The organism is Tractidigestivibacter sp., assembly GCF_050946515.1.
Classification (GTDB): Bacteria; Actinomycetota; Coriobacteriia; order Coriobacteriales; family Atopobiaceae; genus Tractidigestivibacter.
This window is the reverse complement of the sequence record NZ_JBMNUX010000006.1, coordinates 19,142-34,657: the sequence shown is the minus strand read 5'-3', so window position 1 is coordinate 34,657 and position 15,516 is coordinate 19,142. Positions and strand designations below refer to the sequence as shown.

Sequence of the window (15,516 nt, the reverse complement as noted above, 5' to 3'; positions counted from 1 at the left end):
CTCTTCTTTCTATGACGTGAGGGGAACATTACGGCCTTGATACCACCCCTCCGCTGGTCAAGAAGTTTGGCCTAACGAATAGCAAATTGACCTTGTCTTGAGCTTTCTTAACAAGAATGATAAAAAGATGCATGCCACAGAATTGAACTAATGCTGTATAAATTAGAACTAAATAGCGTATTTCCGTATATATTTTTTGAAAAATGCCTAGTTAGTTGAATCAGCATTCATTATTTCGCATATGTTTCAAGTTCCAATCATGCGCATCACCCGCAAAGATTCTCCGCTATAGCGATGATTCCGTCGATTCTTATGCAAAGCTACTTGGAGCGACCATCGTCCAATTCACAACTCAGCAGGAGCGAATGGGGACTTGACTCAGGTACAAAGCTATAGCCGCGCCAAACTCGCCTTAGTGCAGACTCTGAGCGTTGTTTTGCACCGAACCTTCGCTAGTGCAGGCCCTCAGCGATCCATCTTAGGCTCCTGGGCTGTGCTGCAAAATTGAGCATCCCCATCTAGCAGGCAAAGCTCTGGGATGGAATTGCTGCGTTCTTTGGAAGGCCTCAGGTAGGGCCTGCACTAAGGCGAGTTCGGTGCAGAAACACGAGGAAAGTCTGCACTAAGGCGAGTTCGGTGCAATCGGAAACAATAAGAGGGGCGCATGGCTTGCCATGCGCCCCTCTTTCAAAGCGAAGTGGTATTTTCGCGCTAAACGCCGCCGTAATAATGCACGCGCTCCCAGTCGGTGACCGTGGTGCAGAACTCCTCCCACTCCTGGCGCTTGTACTTGACCAGGTAGTTGAAGATGTGGTCGCCAAGGGTCTCACGCATGAGCTCAGACTGCTCAAAGCGCTCGATAGCCTCTCCAAGGGTGCGAGGCAGGCGTTCGACGCCCTTTGCGGCAAGCTCTTGCTCGCTGAGATTGAAGGTGTCGCTCGTAGACTCTTCCGGCATTGGCAGCTCGTCCTCGATGCCCTTAAGACCAGCAGCGAGCGTCGCCGCAAGCAGAAGGTACGGGTTGGACGTGCTGTCGGGATTGCGCAGCTCGATGCGGGTAGCTACGTGCTTTCCAGGCTTATGCGTAGGCACGCGAACCAGCGCGGAGCGGTTCTTGCGACCCCACGTGGCATAGTTGGGAACCTCGCCCGATGTGATGAAACGCTTATACGAGTTAACCGTGGGGTTCGAAACCAGCATGTACTCAGGCGCATACTTCAAAAGACCAGCCACGAAGTGCTGCGCCAGCTCGGAAAGATGCGCGGGATGGTCGCTCTTGGGCGCCCAGAACAAGTTCTCCCCGTCGTGATCGAAAAGCGACATATAGAGGAAGAGCGCGGAGCCAGGAGCGTCGGAAAGCGGCTTTGGCATGAACGACGCAAACAGCCCGTTGGCAGCCGCCTGCTGCTTGATGACCAGTCGGGACGACATGATGTTGTCCGCGCAGCTCACGGCCTCGGTGTAGCGAAGCTCGATCACGTTCTGAGACGGACCGCCTCCATGGAAGGAGTACTGTACGGGAATCGACATCTTCTCGAGCGTCAGCGTGGTCTGTCGGCGCAGGTCATTGGCAACGTCGCTGGGCGTCAGGTCAAAGTAGCTTGCCTTGTCAAGGGGCACGGGGTCGAGGTCGTTGTCAAAGTAGAAATACTCAATCTTGGGACCAACGTTGAAAACGTACCCCATGCTGTCAGCACGCTCAAAAACGCGCTCGAGGCAGCCACGCGGGTCCCCCTCAAAAGGCTCGCGCGACGGAGTGCGGATGTCGCAGAACACGCGGGCAACGCCGCTCTCGCGCGGACGCCAAGGAAGCAGCTGGAACGTCTCGGCATCGGGGAACGCGAGCATGTCAGACTCTTCCATGCGGGCAAAGCCGTCAATGGACGAGCCGTCGAAGCCGATGCCTTCCTCGAATGCCTCCTCCAGCTCCTCAGGAGAAATAGCAAACGACTTAAGGGTGCCCAGCACGTCAGTGAACCAAAGCCTCACGAACCGGATGTCGCGCTCCTCAACCGTACGGAGCACAAAGTCAATATCCTTCTCGCTACTCATCAAGTCTCCCCCCAAATAAGCGGGCACGGGACCGGAACATACAGAGATACAATCCCACAAGCGTGTTACAGACCTGTTTCACTCTACTCAGTGGATGGAGAAGCGGCGAACTTACGCCAAAACGCGACCAAACCCCGAAGACTCCGACAAATTCCGGAAGGGCTCGCGGCTACTTATCCTCGTTTAGCCCTTGCTGCGAAAGCGCTTGGTCGGCACGGCGAACCATATCGTCGGCGACACGACACCGGCCTCCGGTGTAGCGCGCCGAGCATCCCGTTTCTCCGCAGCTAGAGCAGCCATTTTCCCGAGAGTGCACAAGCGAACGAACGCAGAAGCCAGCCGCCAGAGCGACCGCTGCGATAATCACAACGTCAATAAAACTCATGCCCGCCCTCCCTTGCTTGGAGACGTCGTCAGCTTTGTAAAGTTAGCTCAAGGCAACTATACCCAATTGAGTCATACTATATGTGACCGTGCGCAGGAAGCGCACACATTGTCCGAGAGAAGAAGGGACGCAGATGAGCACTGACCAGAACATGCACCTCGTCATCATTCGCCACGGCGAGTCCGAGTGGAACAAGCTCAACCTCTTCACCGGTTGGACCGACGTCGACCTCACCGACACCGGCCGTGCTGAGGCGGCTGCAGGCGGCAAGGCTCTGAAGGAGCAGGGCTATGACTTTGACGTTTGCTACACCTCTATGCTCAAGCGCGCCATCCACACGCTGAACATCGTCCTTGACCAGATGGACCGCAACTGGCTGCCCGTCTACAAGACTTGGCGCCTGAACGAGCGTCACTACGGCGCGCTGCAGGGCCTCAACAAGGCCAAGGCCGCTGAGGAGCACGGTGAGGAGCAGGTCCTCATCTGGCGTCGTTCCTTCGACGTCCAGCCGCCTGCGCTGACCCCCGGCGACGAGCGCGACCCGCATGTCCAGGACATGTTCCGCGACGTCCCCAAGGAGGACCTGCCTTACACTGAGTGCCTGAAGGACACCATCGCCCGCGCATGGCCGTACTTTGAGCAGGAGATCAAGCCCCAGATGGAGGCCGGCAAGCGCGTCCTCATCGCTGCCCACGGCAACTCCCTGCGCGCCCTCGTCATGCAGTTTGAGCACCTCACGCCCGAGGAGATCCTGAAGGTCAACATCCCGACCGGCGTTCCTTGCTCCTACACCTTCGACAAGGACTGGAACATCGTCGACAAGCACTACATTGGCGACCCCGAGACCATCGAGAAGAAGATCAACGCAGTCGCCAACCAGGGCAAGGCCAAGAAGTAAACATCTCTCCCCTGCTTGCTGCGAAGGGCCCCGGGCATGAGCTCGGGGCCCTTTCTTGTATGCCAGCAATCCGTGTCGGCGAGCGCCTACAGGATGTCTGCGCTCACAGGGCCGGAGATTCGCTTGATGCAAGAAACGCTCACGTTAGGATGAGCCTCAGAGAACTTTTCGCCGGCATGGTCTGCCGGAGAGCCGCCCGAGGTGCAGAAGAGCGCGACGCGCTTGCCCGACAGCACGGACTCCTCAGCGTCCGCAAAGGTGTCAATCACGCGCGGCGCGATGCCGTACCAGATGGGAAAGCCGATGTAGACGTCCTTGTAAGCAGAAAGGTCAGGCAGCACGCCCGCAAGAGCTGGCCTTGAGGCGCGGTCGGCGGCCTCCTGCATTGAGCGGCACTTGTCGTTGTGCCAGTCAAGGTCGTCGTCAGTGTAGGGCTCGGCAGCCTCGATGCTGAAGAGGTCCGCGCCCGTCACGCGCGCGAGGTCCTCCGCGGCAGCCTTGGTATGGCCGGAATACGAGAAGTACGCAATCAGCTTGTCAGTCATTGCAGTCTCTTTTCCCTTGTGCATAAGAAGCGTCCGGACATCCTGCTTCCCATGTTTGGTACCCACATGGAGATGATTGCCACAATTGCAACGCTTAAAACAATTGCGTACAATCGATTTGCGAGATTCAATTGTACGCAATCGATTATCCCGAGAAGGGGGCGAGCGCCATGGCAGCTGCCCAACCACCCAACAAATACGACCCGCTGCTTCTTGACAACCAGCTCTGCTTTCCGCTCTATGCCGCAGCGAAGGAGATCGTGCGGCGCTACACGCCGCTTCTGGAGCCGCTTGACCTTACCTACACCCAGTACCTCTGCATGATGGTGCTCTGGGAGGAGGGCCACGCGACCGTGCATCACCTTGGAGCGCGTCTCTACCTTGACTCCGGAACGCTCACCCCTCTTCTGCGAAAGCTCGAGAAGAAGGGCTACGTCACAAGGACGCGCAGCAAGGCCGATGCGCGCAAGGTCAACGTGTCCTTGACCGAGAAGGGCCGGGCGCTGCGCGAGCAAGCACTCAGCGTGCCGAGGTCGATGGCAGGCTGCATTGACATCTCAGGCGAGGAGGCAGCCGAGCTCAAGCGGCTCCTCGCAAAGGCTCTTGGACCCTGCAACAGGAAGGATGATGCACGGTGAGCGATACGTCCAACACCACGCTCGCAAACGACACGACCACAAGCGACCGCGAGAAGAGAATCGTTCGCACGAGCGTGCTCGGCATTGTGACAAACGTCCTTCTCGCCGCCTTCAAGGCTCTGGTGGGCATCGCAGCAAGCTCGATTGCCATCACGCTCGACGCGGTCAACAACCTCTCTGACGCGCTTTCGTCCGTGATCACCATCGTGGGCACGAAGCTCGCCGGAAAGGCCCCCGACAAGAAGCACCCGCTTGGCTACGGGCGAGTCGAGTACCTCACCGCGACCATCATTTCCGTTATCGTCCTGTACGCTGGCATCACCTCGGCGGTCGAGTCGGTGCAGAAGATCGTCTCCCCCGAGGTGCCGGACTACTCCGCCGCAACCCTCATCGTCGTAGCCGCCGGCGTCATCGCGAAGGTGCTTCTCGGCAGGCACGTAAGCGCCGTCGGCAAGCAGACGGGCTCTGACGCGCTGGTGGCGTCAGGCTCCGACGCGCTCTCAGACGCCATCCTTTCGTCCTCGACGCTCGCAGCCGCGCTCGTCTACCTTGCCTGCGGCGTCTCGCTCGAGGCATGGGTCGGCGCCGTGATCTCGGCGTTCATCATCAAGGCTGGCCTTGAGCTTCTCTCAGAGACCTTGAGCCAGATATTGGGCGAGCGCATCACCCCAGAACTTGCCGAGCGCGTGAAGGACCTGGTTCGCCAGGAGGACGGGGTGCTTGGGGCCTACGACCTGATCTTAAGCAGCTATGGGCCCGAGCGCCTTGTGGGGTCCGTGCACGTCGAGGTGCCCGACACCACGAACGCCGAGCAAATCGATGCGCTGACCAGGCGCATCCAGCAGCGCGTCTTTTCCCAGACCGGCGGAAAGGTGATCATCGCGACAGTCGGCATCTACTCGAGAAACTCCAACCCCGAGGTCTCGGGCGTGCGCAACCGCGTGGCGCGCATCGTGATGTCGCACGACTACGTTCTGCAGCTTCACGGCTTCCATCTGGACGAGGAGCGAAAGGCGATGACCTTCGACGTGATCATCGCCTTCGAGGCGCCCAACCGCCAGGCAGAGTTCGAGCAGATCTTGGGCGAGGTCCGCGCCGAGTTTCCCTCCTACCGCGTGCAGGCGACGCTTGACGCGGACATCAGCGACTAGCGCCCGAATGCGAGCTCGTGCGGATGCCGGGCAGATTCCGTGATTCTCGGTAATTGTTGTTTGGCTAGTGGCAATAATACAGGCAAGCCCGCACGAGCGGGCATACGCGAGAGATTGGACTGACTATGAGCGTCTACGACTTTAGCGTCAAAAACCGCGACGGCAGCACCACGAGTCTGAAGGACTATGCAGGCAAGGTCCTGCTCATTGTGAACACCGCGACTGGCTGCGGCTTTACGCCTACCTACGAGGACCTCGAGCGCATCTACAAGACCTATCGTGACAAGGGCTTCGAGATCCTTGACTTCCCGTGCAACCAGTTTTTGGGACAGGCTCCTGGCACCGACGAGGAGATCCACAGCTTCTGCACCCTGAAGTTTGGCACCGAGTTTCCGCAGTTCAAAAAGATCGATGTCAACGGGCCTGACGCCGATCCCCTGTTCGTCTACCTGAAGGAGCAGCAGGGCTTTACAGGTCTGGGAGACAACGACTCCGCTGAGTTTATGGCTCCCTATGTTGCCAAGGTTGACCCCAACTGGGAGAACGACGACGACATCAAGTGGAACTTCACGAAGTTCCTCGTTGACCGCAAGGGCAATGTCGTCGCACGCTTTGAGCCCACGGTTGGCCTGGAGCCCGTTGAGGCTGCCATCAAGGACCTGCTCTAGGTCGCCCAACGGCAAGTCACTATAGCGACGGCTGGCTGCGCATGCCCTGCGCGACCAGCCGTTTCCAAAGGGTTACAAAGCTGGCCCTGCGCGCTGCCAACAGATAGAAAAGAAAGTGCCGTCGATGCTCATAGGGGGACATCGACGGCACTCGTTTTTTGCCCCACACGAACGGGGAGAGGGTCCGCTCGCGGTGGCGTGGGTAAACGTGACGCTTGCAGGAGGCTAGACCGCTGCCTCCTCGGTAAGGCTGTCGAGGATGTGGCCGTCCTTCTCGTCCCACTTTGGCATGGGCTTGAAGAGCTGGTAGAGCATTGCCGCAAGCAGCACGAACGCGACGACGGTCCAGAAGCCAAAGCTGCCAAAGACGATGAGCTCGTAGAACTGGTTGATCAGAAGGCCGATGACCCAGCCGAAGCCGCACTCATAGCCAATGGCAAACCAGAACCACTTGGGGTCGTCCATCTGGCGACGGATGGTGCCCATGGCCGCAAAGCACGGCGCGCAGAGCATGTTGAAGGCCACAAACGCGCACATGGCACCGACGTGAAGCGTCCCGGCGATCGTGAACATGTTCGCAAAGCCCATCCACATGCTTACGGAGTTCTCGGTTGCGTCTCCCAGGCCGTAGAGCACGCCGAAGGTGGAGACCAAATTCTCCTTCGCGATGAGGGCGGCGAAGGTAGAGGCGGTCGCCTGCCAGCTGCCAAAGCCAAGCGGAACGAACAGGAAGCTCAGCGCGCTGCCAAGGCCGGCGAGCAGCGAGTAGTCCATGTAGTCGTCGCCAGCGCCCTCCATGCTCTGCAGGAAGCCAAACGAGCCGCTGCCGCCTTCCCAGCCAGCGATGCCAAAGTTGGAGAGGACCCAGATGCCGACGGCAGCAGCGAAGATGATCGTGCTGGCCTTCTTGACGTAGGCGGAGACGCGCTCCCACACGTGCAGCGCCCAGCTCTTGATGGAGGGGAAGTGATAGTCAGGAAGCTCCATCACAAACGGTACGGGCTCGCCCGCGAAGGGCCTCGTCTTCTTCAGCATCACGGCGGAGATGATGATGGCGACGATGCCCATGAAGTAGAACATCGGGGCAACCCACCAGGCGCCGTTGTCGGTGCCCACGAGCACCCCCATCACGAGGGCGATGATCGGCAGCTTGGCCGAGCACGGAATCATGGTGGTGAGCATAGCGGTCATGCGGCGATCGCGCTCGTTCTCGATGGTCTTGGTGGCGAGCACTCCCGGCACGCCGCAGCCAGAGGAGACGATCATCGGGATGAACGACTTGCCGGACAGGCCGAAGCGGCGGAAGACGCGGTCCATGACGAAGGCCACGCGGCTCATGTACCCGCAGTCCTCGAGGAAGCAGAGCAGCACGAACAGGACGAAGATCTGCGGGATGAAGCCGAGGACGGAGCCGACGCCACCGACGACGCCGTCGACCACGAGCGAGACGACCACGTCAGAGGCGCCCGCCTCGGTGAGCCAGCCGGTCACCGCGTTGGGTATGGAGTCGACAAATCCCTCGTAGTCGTGCGGGTCGGGCTCGGGGCTGTCGAGGGCGTCTTCGAAGTCGGAGAGGGTGACGGTCGAGAGGACCTGCAGCTCCTGGTTTTCGGCGAGCACGGGGTTGCCGTCGGCGTCGAGCGTGGCGATGACCTCGCCGTCGGTGTCAAGATAGTTGCCATCCTCGTCGGTCACGGGCACGTTTGTCGCGACGACGCCCGCCTCCTCGGCCGCAGTCTCGAAGTCTGCGATGGTCTGCTCGTCGGCAGCGGTGGGCTCTTCGGCATCGATGGCCTCCTGCACCCCCTCGGTGTCGACTCCCGCCTCCTCGGCGGCAGCAAGATAGCCCGAGATGGCGTCTCCCGTGTGCTCGTCGGCCCAGGTCTCTTCGGCCTGCTCGTAGGCGGCCTGACCGTCGGCGCTCATGAACCAGCCGTCAGAGAACAGGTTGTCGTTCACCCAGTCGGTGGCAGCGGTGCCGACGGTTCCGATGGCAACCCAGTAGACGAAGACCATCACGGCGATGAAGATTGGAAGGCCAAGGATGCGGTTTGTGACCACGCGGTCGATCTTCTCTGAGGTGGTGAGCTTGCCCTTTGCCTTCACGACGCACTCGTCCATGACTGTGGCTATCCACTCGTAGCGCTCCGAGGTGATGATTGACTCGGCGTCGTCGTCGCGGTCCTTCTCCACCTTCTCGACGAGCTTCTCCATGGCGGCAAGCTCGTCCTTGGGAAGCTTGAGCGCATCGAGGGCCTCGGAGTCGCGCTCGAAGACCTTGATGGAGTACCAGCGCACCAAGTTGGGGCTGCATTTTCCGGAAAGCTGCTCGGCAATCGCGGAGAGGACGTCCTCGACCTCAGGCGAGAAGCACCTGACGCCCGTGGCCGGCGCCCCCTTCTCTGCGGCCTTTCGCGCGACGTCTACCAGCTCGTCCAAGTTCTTGGAGCGCAGCGCGGAGACCTCCACCACAGGCACGCCAAGCCTCTTCGAGAGCTTCTTCGCGTCAATCTTCATGCCGCGCTGCTCAAGCAGGTCAATCATGTTGAGGCCGACGACAACGGGACGGCCCGCCTCAAGCACCTGCGTGGTCAGGTAGAGGTTGCGCTCGATGTTGGTCACGTCCACAAGGTCGATGATCGCGTCGGGCTGCCCGGAGACGATGAAGTCGCGCGAGACGACCTCCTCGGGCGAGTACGGGGAAAGCGAGTAGACGCCGGGAAGGTCAGTGAAGGTGACGCTCTTGTCCGCCTTCCACGTGGCCTCCTTTTTCTCGACCGTCACGCCTGGCCAGTTGCCGACGTAGCCGTTGGAGCCGGTAAGCTCGTTGAACAGCGTCGTCTTCCCGCAGTTGGGGTTGCCCGCAAGGGCGATGTCAATTCGTTCTGCCATTCCTTGCCTTTCTGGGGCCCTTCCGTAATGCCACTGGCATGGTGCCATTAGTTAGAAAGGGCTAACTTATCCTTGAAAAAAATGGGGCTGTCCGAGCCTCCCTTGGAAGGGCGCCCCTATGCCACCTGCACTTCAACGCAGCTGGCCTCGTCCTTGCGAAGCGAGAGCTCGTAGCCGCGCACCGTGATCTCGATGGGGTCGCCGAGCGGCGCCACCTTGCGCACGTAGATGCTCGTGCCCTTGGTGATCCCCATGTCCATGATGCGGCGCTTGATTGCGCCGGTGCCAGAAAGCCTTGTGACCGTGCAGCTATCCCCCACCTTGACGTCCTTCAGACTTGCCATGCGTCTCCTCTCAAACATCCGCGGAGCCCACGTCCGCGGCGGCTTATAAACAAATGAAGCATCTCCCACGAGCGCAGATGCGCTAGCACGTATAGATGTGCATGGCCAGGGCCCTTCCAAGCGCGAACGTGGAGCCCTTGACGCTTATCAGGACGTCTCCGTTCACGCGAGAGACGACCTTGACCGAGGCGCCTTCGACAAAGCCCATCTCAGCAAGGTGCTGCTTGAGAGCTGGCCTGCCGCTTACCCTCACGACGCTGACTTCTTCTCCCCGACCCACCATTGCCAGGGGCAGCTGGGCCGTTGACATCTCCTTGACCGCCTCCACGAGCATCACATCCTCAAAAGTTAGCCTTTTCGTACTCAAAAGTAGTATAAGGATAACTTTTTTAATGTGAAGAGAGAATTTTCCTAGGCTTACTTTTTTGTCAAAAAAGCCCCGCGCGCGTTGGGGCGTGCGGGACCAAAGAAAGGGCACTCTGTGCAGACGCCAAGCGGCGCCGACAGGATGCCTCACCCCGTGTTCTGAAGGCCGGCGGCAACTCCTGACACGGTGCAAAGGATCAGGTAGGTGTACTTCTCGCGATCTTCAGGGCTGAGGTCCTGGCCATGGTCGCGAAGCGCTGCCAGGGCACGTGCCTGCGTCATCGAGAGCACGTTCACAAACGGCAGGCGCATGCGGATGACCGGCCCTAGCACGCGGCGGTTCTCGAGCGGCCAGTCGTTGCCGGTAATGGCGAGCACCCACTTCATGGTGAGCGCCATCTCCGAGAGGACCTTCTGGCTCAGGTCCTTTCGGTCCCCCATCCCCAGATACATCTTTGCGATGCGCGCGTCGGTCTTGGAGAGCGACATCTCGATGTTGTCGATGAACGTCGTGAAGAGCGGCCACTCGGCGTAGGCCTCGCGCAGGCGCGGCAGGTTGTCGAACTTTTCGCAGGCGCTCCCAAGGCCATACCACGCCGCCAGGTTGATCCTTGCCTGGGACCACGAGAAGATCCAGGGAATCGTGCGCAGGTCGTCAAGCGACTTGGCTCCCAGGCCTCGCTTGGCAGGGCGGCTGCCGATGGGCATGAGCCCAATCTCGGTAAGCGGGGTCACCGTGGAGAACCATTCGGCAAAGCCGTCGGTGTGGAGAAGGTCGAGATAGCTCTCGCGGCTTGCGCTGTCGAGAGCGCTTGCCACATCGGCGTACTTCTCGGTGGAGGTGGTATTGACGTACTCGATCGAGGGGGCGGACTGCATGAGCGTGGCGCCAGCCACGGACTCGACATGACGGCGCGCAAGCGTGGGGTCCCCATAGCGGGCGAAGATGACCTCGCCCTGCTCGGTGAGCTTGAAGCAGCAGTTGACCGAACCCTTTGGCTGCGAGAGCACGGCGCGGTTTGCGGGGCCTCCCCCTCGGCCGACGGCGCCTCCGCGACCGTGCATCAGCACGAGGTCGATGTCATTGTCCTCCGCCCACTGGGCAATCTCGGCCTGGGCCTTGTGAAGCACGAGCGTGGCCGAGGTGGGACCGGCGTCCTTGGACGAGTCTGAGTAGCCCAGCATGACCTCAAGGCGACGGTTGGTCTGGTCAAGGCGGCGCTGGACGTCGGGGATGCGAATGATCTTGTCGAGCGTCGAGACGGCGTTCTCAAGGTCCTCGACCTGCTCGAACAGCGGAATCACGTCAAGCGTGGGCACGTCTGCCTCGTGCGCGAAGGCGAGGCGCGCCAGCTCGTAGACGTCGGCAACGTTCTGGGCGCTCTGCGTGAACGAGATGATGTAGCGACGGGCAGCGTTCACGCCGTTTCTCTTCTGGATCCAGCCTATGGCGCGGAAGGTGTCGAGCACCTCGCGGGTCATGGGGTCAAGCTCGCCGCGCTCTCCCCAGCGACCGTGCTCGCGAATGTCAGCGAGCGCGCGGGTGTGCACGAGCGAATGCTGGCGAAACTCCATCTCAACAAGGTGGAACCCGAAGGTCTGGGCCTGCCAGATGAGCTTCTGGACCGGACCATAGGCCGTGCGCACGGCTCCGGCGGCCGCCAGGGAATGCTGCACGATCTTGAGGTCGTTGATGTACTCGTCAGCAGAGTTGTACATGAGGTCTGCCGTGCGGGTGATGGTCGCCTCGAGGCGCTTGGACATCACGATCATGGCCGCGCGGTGGGTCTCTGAGGCCGAGATGCCCGCAGCTTTCGACGTGAGCGCCTCGCTCATCTCCACCTGATGGTTCCACAGGTTCACGAGCTGCTCGGACGGCTTGGTGAACTCGGTGTCCAAGGTGAGGTTGCGGCCCACGAAGTAGGTGCGGTCGGCGAGGGACTGCAGCACATGGACGCGGTACTTCTCGGCAACCTTGCGGCTCACCTTTGCGGTCACGTTGGGGTTGCCGTCGCGGTCGGAGCCGATCCAGCTTCCGGGATGGAAGAACGCCGGGCAGACGGGAGGCACCGTGCCGGCCTTGTCGCCAAGCTCCCAATCGTCGAAGCGGCGGTAGACCTCGGGGACCATGTCGAAGAGCGTGTTGTCAAAGATGTCAATGACGGTGTCGGCCTCCTCGACGGGGGTCGGCTTCTTGTGGGCGATGGGAGACGTGCGCATCATGGCGTCGATTTCCTGCAGCATCCTGCGCTCGTTCTCCTTGAGCGCGGCGCCGCCCAGGCGCGACCGCTCGTCGAGGAGCTCGGAGATGCGGCGGATCTTGCCCTCGATTGCCTTGCGGCGGGCCTCGGTGGGATGCGCCGTGAAGACCGGGCGGAACTCCAGGCGCTTGAGCTGGGCGTTCGCACGACCGCGCCCGCACTCCTCCACCAGCTGGTGATAGGCCACCGTGATGTCGTTGATGGGGTCTTCGGCCTCGCTCACCGGCACGGCCATCTCGCGCTTGCGCAGGGAGTTCACGCGGTAGTTCTCCTCGCAGATGTTGGCAAGGTGGAAGAAGACCGTGAACGCGCGCGTCAGCATGATGGCGCGCTCGATGGGGAGCCCATCGATGATGGCGACTGCCGACTCGAATGCGGCGTCCGCGTCTTTGTCGGCCGCGCGAGCCTCGCCGCCTTCGGCCTGACCGTCAGCGCAGGCGTCGGCGTCGGCATAGGTCACCTGGATTGCATAGCCCAATAGCTCGTCAAAGGTGTGCCGAAGGTCAGGGTCGTACTCCTTCAGCACCTTTCTTACCAAGCGCAAGAACAGCGTCAGGTTCTCGCGAAGCTCGTCGGGAACATTGACCGTGGCTAGCGCGGCGCGCGCCTCAACCTCTTCTTGGTTCAGGCTCGAAGCTGCACCGGGGCCGTTCTGGATGTCCGACACGAATTCCTCCCTTGCCTACCGGTCCCGCCGGTAAGATCGCGTACAGTGCGGCATGTCTCTGCATGCAGCCTAACCATACCGTGGGATATTGAACCGCACAGCATCCCCCAAATAGCGAAACGCAACCGACACGTGAGCTGAAAGATGATGCCAATCGACCGTGACGGGCACGCGGTCTTGCTGCAATGGAACGCCCATGGACCCCACGGCATGCGCCGCCCGGGCGCGATACAATGGCACGAGCCATGAGAGCCAAGGCTCGTCGCGCCAAGGCCATCGACCATGAAGGGCATCATGTTCAACAAAAGCAAGAAACGCAGCTCAGAGGCACCACGAAAGCGCGAGCGTGCAAACGCGCAGGCTCGACGGGGAAAAAGCAGGCGCTCGTCGGGCGTCCTAGAGGGAAATCGCGCCAAGCAGAAGTCCGAGGGGTTTTTCCGCAGAACAGTCAACAACTGGTGGAACCGCCTTTTGACGGCGGTCTTCTCGGGCAAGGTCTCGGAGCAGTCCGAGCAGTACCTCTCGCACCAGACGACGCGCGACTATGTCTGCAACTCCATCGGCCAGGCATGCTGGGGCGGATTCTTCCCCCTGCTTACCATCGTGACGACGCAGCTCGTGGGCGCAGAGAACGCCGGCATCTTCTCGATGGCCATGGTCATTGGCACCGTCCTGCTCTTCTTTGGCAACTACGGCGTCCGCACCTACCAGGTGTCCGACATCGACGAGATGGAGTCATTCTACGACTACCAGGTAAACCGCATCATCACCTGCGTCGCCATGCTCATTGTGGGCTGGCTGTACTGCATGATTCGCGGCTACGACTCGCAGATGACTGCCATCGTCATGTGGGTGCTGGGCTTTCGCTTCTTTGACGCGCTCGGCGACGTCTACGAGGGGCGCCTGCAGCAAAAGGACAAGCTCTATCTGGCGGGTCTTTCCCAGGCCGTGCGCTGCGCGCTGGCATTTGTCGCCTTCACGGTGCTGCTGCTGATCACGCACGACCTGGCCGTGTCCTCGTTTGCCATGACTATCGGAGCGGCGGCGTCGTTTTTCCTGCTCACCCTTCCGCTTGCTCTCATGGAGACGGACAAGTCGCTGCCCTTCTCCGTCCGTGGCGTGAAGGAGATCTTTGTCAATTGCTTCCCGCTCTTTCTGGCGGCGTTTCTCTACAACCTGGTCGACTCCATGCCAAAGTTTGCCATCGAGGGCGTGCTGAGCTACGACAACCAGCTCTACTACAACGCCATGTACTTCCCCGCGCACGCAATCCTAATGGTGGCTGCCATGGTCTACAAGCCGCAGCTCCTGCGCCTGGCGAGCATCTGGGACGACCCGCAGAAGCACAAGCGCTTTGACCTGATCATCCTTGCAATGATTGGCGTCATCGCGATCATTACGCTTTTGATGGGCCTGGTGATGGCGTGGATTGGCATCCCCATCATGAGCTTCCTCTATGGCCTTGACTTCGAGCAGTTCAGACCACTTGTCTACGTGATGGTAGTGAACGGCGGAATGTGCGCCGGCATCGACTTCCTCTACCAGATCATCACCGTCCTGCGCGAGCAGAAGGTTGTCTCGCGCATCTACCTGATCACGTTTGCGTTCTCGATCCCGGTCCTTTACCTGTTGGTGAGCTTCTCCGGCCTGTCCGGCGCGGTCGTCGGCGCCGTGGTCGTGATGGGCATCCTTTTGGTGCTTCTGCTCTCCGAGTACTTCATGATCAGAAAGCGCCTCGAGCGCTACTAGGGGCGCTAAGAGCAACACCGCGCGAGAAGAAGACCGGCCGCATCGGAACCATCCGATGCGGCCGGCTTTTCTTTCTCGGCTTTGGTGGCGGGCGCACGTTGCGCTTGAGGGGCGCCCGGCGTCTCTTACAGGCCCAGCTTCTTCTTCATCTCGGCGAGCTCTGCGTCGACGTCGGCCTCGGTGCCGGAGTTGTACTTGGTCACGAGGTCGTCGGAGTCGTCGCCCTCGTTGAGCTCGGCCTCGGCCATCGCGGAGTCGAACTTCTTGTTGACCTTGTCCTCGTAGCGCTCGAAGTCAGAGATCGACGAGTTGGCCTTGTCGATGCCCGCGGTCATGTCGTTGATGTGCTCCTGGGTCTTGGCGACAGCGGCCTTTGCCTTGATGGCGTCGCTTCTGGCCTCGAGCTCCTCGATGTCGGAGACGAGCTTGTCGTGCATCTGGCGCATCTTCGTGGCGTTGGCATGGGCAACGTCTGCTGCCTGCTGAAGAGATGCCAGGCTCGCGGTGTAGGTCTGCTTCTTCACGAGGATCTTGCGAGCGTCGTCCTCGTGACCAGACTTCAGGGCGTTCTCGGCAGCGGTCTCGCAGTCCTTGATGTTCTGCTGGCACTCGTCCACCTTGCGCTGGGCGGCCTTGTCGTCGGCCATGACGCCCGCGGTCTCCTTCTTGACCTCGGCGAGCTCCTCGCGCAGCTCGCGAAGGTTCTGGTCGATCATCTTCTCGGGGTCCTCGACCTTATCGAGAAGTGCGTTGATGTTTGCGCTCATGATCGAGTTGAACCTGCTCAGAATGCTTGCCATGATGTTGAGCCTCCTTTGCCGCGGACCATGTCCGCCGGCATCGCCTTGCACCCCGCGTTATCGCGCAGCGCAGCCAACCGTTCAGGGCGCGTCGCGCCCG

At 60.6% G+C, this 15,516-nt stretch carries 13 protein-coding genes; 5 read left to right on the top strand and 8 right to left on the bottom strand.

The annotated features are described in order from the left end of the window. Positions 1 to 711 precede the first annotated feature (711 nt). Together ACOYJL_RS05090 and ACOYJL_RS05085 are read right to left on the bottom strand one after the other, a co-directional pair. A complete protein-coding gene (locus tag ACOYJL_RS05090; protein ID WP_433569141.1) occupies positions 712 to 2,052 on the bottom strand; it encodes a glutamine synthetase family protein in 1,341 nt (446 codons plus the stop codon). Between the two features lie 169 nt (positions 2,053 to 2,221). Continuing rightward, positions 2,222 to 2,437 (bottom strand): FeoB-associated Cys-rich membrane protein, encoded by a 216-nt coding sequence (locus tag ACOYJL_RS05085; protein WP_433569140.1) that lies wholly within the window; start codon positions 2,435 to 2,437, stop codon positions 2,222 to 2,224. A gap of 133 nt (positions 2,438 to 2,570) precedes the next feature. Between ACOYJL_RS05085 and gpmA the strand changes: the two genes are divergently transcribed. Then, entirely contained in the window at positions 2,571 to 3,335 is a 765-nt protein-coding gene (gene gpmA / locus ACOYJL_RS05080; protein ID WP_433569139.1) for a 2,3-diphosphoglycerate-dependent phosphoglycerate mutase, read from the top strand. Between the two features lie 86 nt (positions 3,336 to 3,421). On the opposite strand, the gene ACOYJL_RS05075 is transcribed toward gpmA, so the two are convergent. Beyond that, the gene (locus tag ACOYJL_RS05075; protein WP_433569138.1) at positions 3,422 to 3,880 is read right to left on the bottom strand and encodes a flavodoxin; all 459 of its coding nucleotides are present in this window, start codon (positions 3,878 to 3,880) and stop codon (positions 3,422 to 3,424) included. 170 nt (positions 3,881 to 4,050) lie between these two features. Here ACOYJL_RS05075 and ACOYJL_RS05070 point away from each other — a divergent pair, with 170 nt between their 5' ends. From ACOYJL_RS05070 to ACOYJL_RS05060, 3 genes are all read left to right on the top strand, one after another. Beyond that, positions 4,051 to 4,518 carry a MarR family winged helix-turn-helix transcriptional regulator gene (locus ACOYJL_RS05070; protein WP_433569137.1) on the top strand — a complete coding sequence of 156 codons (468 nt, stop codon included), beginning with the start codon at positions 4,051 to 4,053 and terminating at the stop codon, positions 4,516 to 4,518. Beyond that, on the top strand, positions 4,515 to 5,669 hold the full coding sequence (locus ACOYJL_RS05065; RefSeq protein WP_433569136.1) for a cation diffusion facilitator family transporter: 1,155 nt from the start codon (positions 4,515 to 4,517) through the stop codon (positions 5,667 to 5,669). The genes ACOYJL_RS05070 and ACOYJL_RS05065 overlap by 4 nt, the downstream gene beginning before the upstream one ends. A gap of 125 nt (positions 5,670 to 5,794) precedes the next feature. Next, on the top strand, positions 5,795 to 6,337 hold the full coding sequence (locus tag ACOYJL_RS05060; protein WP_433569135.1) for a glutathione peroxidase: 543 nt from the start codon (positions 5,795 to 5,797) through the stop codon (positions 6,335 to 6,337). A gap of 225 nt (positions 6,338 to 6,562) precedes the next feature. Here the strand turns inward: ACOYJL_RS05060 and feoB are convergent, their stop codons facing one another. The 4 genes from feoB to ACOYJL_RS05040 all read right to left on the bottom strand — a co-directional run bounded on the left by feoB (position 6,563) and on the right by ACOYJL_RS05040 (position 12,867). Further along, positions 6,563 to 9,229, bottom strand: a complete 2,667-nt coding sequence (feoB, locus tag ACOYJL_RS05055; protein ID WP_433569134.1) for a ferrous iron transporter B — start codon at positions 9,227 to 9,229, stop codon at positions 6,563 to 6,565. A gap of 116 nt (positions 9,230 to 9,345) precedes the next feature. Continuing rightward, complete coding sequence (locus ACOYJL_RS05050; RefSeq protein ID WP_433569133.1) at positions 9,346 to 9,573, bottom strand: FeoA family protein; 228 nt, start codon at positions 9,571 to 9,573, stop codon at positions 9,346 to 9,348. 82 nt (positions 9,574 to 9,655) lie between these two features. Beyond that, on the bottom strand, positions 9,656 to 9,907 hold the full coding sequence (locus ACOYJL_RS05045) for a FeoA family protein (protein ID WP_433569222.1): 252 nt from the start codon (positions 9,905 to 9,907) through the stop codon (positions 9,656 to 9,658). 179 nt (positions 9,908 to 10,086) lie between these two features. Further along, positions 10,087 to 12,867 carry a phosphoenolpyruvate carboxylase gene (locus ACOYJL_RS05040; RefSeq protein WP_433569132.1) on the bottom strand — a complete coding sequence of 927 codons (2,781 nt, stop codon included), beginning with the start codon at positions 12,865 to 12,867 and terminating at the stop codon, positions 10,087 to 10,089. Between the two features lie 294 nt (positions 12,868 to 13,161). On the opposite strand from ACOYJL_RS05040, the gene ACOYJL_RS05035 reads away from it, so the two are divergent. Further along, entirely contained in the window at positions 13,162 to 14,616 is a 1,455-nt protein-coding gene (locus tag ACOYJL_RS05035; RefSeq protein WP_433569131.1) for a lipopolysaccharide biosynthesis protein, read from the top strand. Between the two features lie 125 nt (positions 14,617 to 14,741). Here ACOYJL_RS05035 and ACOYJL_RS05030 read toward each other — a convergent pair whose 3' ends face one another. Continuing rightward, positions 14,742 to 15,416: a PspA/IM30 family protein gene (locus ACOYJL_RS05030; protein ID WP_433569130.1), complete on the bottom strand. Its 675-nt coding sequence runs from the start codon at positions 15,414 to 15,416 to the stop codon at positions 14,742 to 14,744. Positions 15,417 to 15,516: the final 100 nt, after the last annotated feature.

Coding starts and splice junctions, on each gene's coding strand:
- ACOYJL_RS05090 (WP_433569141.1), bottom strand. CDS start 2,052: ATGAGTAGCGAGAAGGATATTGACTTTGTGCTCCGTACGGTTGAGGAG.
- ACOYJL_RS05085 (WP_433569140.1), bottom strand. CDS start 2,437: ATGAGTTTTATTGACGTTGTGATTATCGCAGCGGTCGCTCTGGCGGCT.
- gpmA (WP_433569139.1), top strand. CDS start 2,571: ATGAGCACTGACCAGAACATGCACCTCGTCATCATTCGCCACGGCGAG.
- ACOYJL_RS05075 (WP_433569138.1), bottom strand. CDS start 3,880: ATGACTGACAAGCTGATTGCGTACTTCTCGTATTCCGGCCATACCAAG.
- ACOYJL_RS05070 (WP_433569137.1), top strand. CDS start 4,051: ATGGCAGCTGCCCAACCACCCAACAAATACGACCCGCTGCTTCTTGAC.
- ACOYJL_RS05060 (WP_433569135.1), top strand. CDS start 5,795: ATGAGCGTCTACGACTTTAGCGTCAAAAACCGCGACGGCAGCACCACG.
- feoB (WP_433569134.1), bottom strand. CDS start 9,229: ATGGCAGAACGAATTGACATCGCCCTTGCGGGCAACCCCAACTGCGGG.
- ACOYJL_RS05050 (WP_433569133.1), bottom strand. CDS start 9,573: ATGGCAAGTCTGAAGGACGTCAAGGTGGGGGATAGCTGCACGGTCACA.
- ACOYJL_RS05045 (WP_433569222.1), bottom strand. CDS start 9,907: ATGCTCGTGGAGGCGGTCAAGGAGATGTCAACGGCCCAGCTGCCCCTG.
- ACOYJL_RS05035 (WP_433569131.1), top strand. CDS start 13,162: ATGTTCAACAAAAGCAAGAAACGCAGCTCAGAGGCACCACGAAAGCGC.
- ACOYJL_RS05030 (WP_433569130.1), bottom strand. CDS start 15,416: ATGGCAAGCATTCTGAGCAGGTTCAACTCGATCATGAGCGCAAACATC.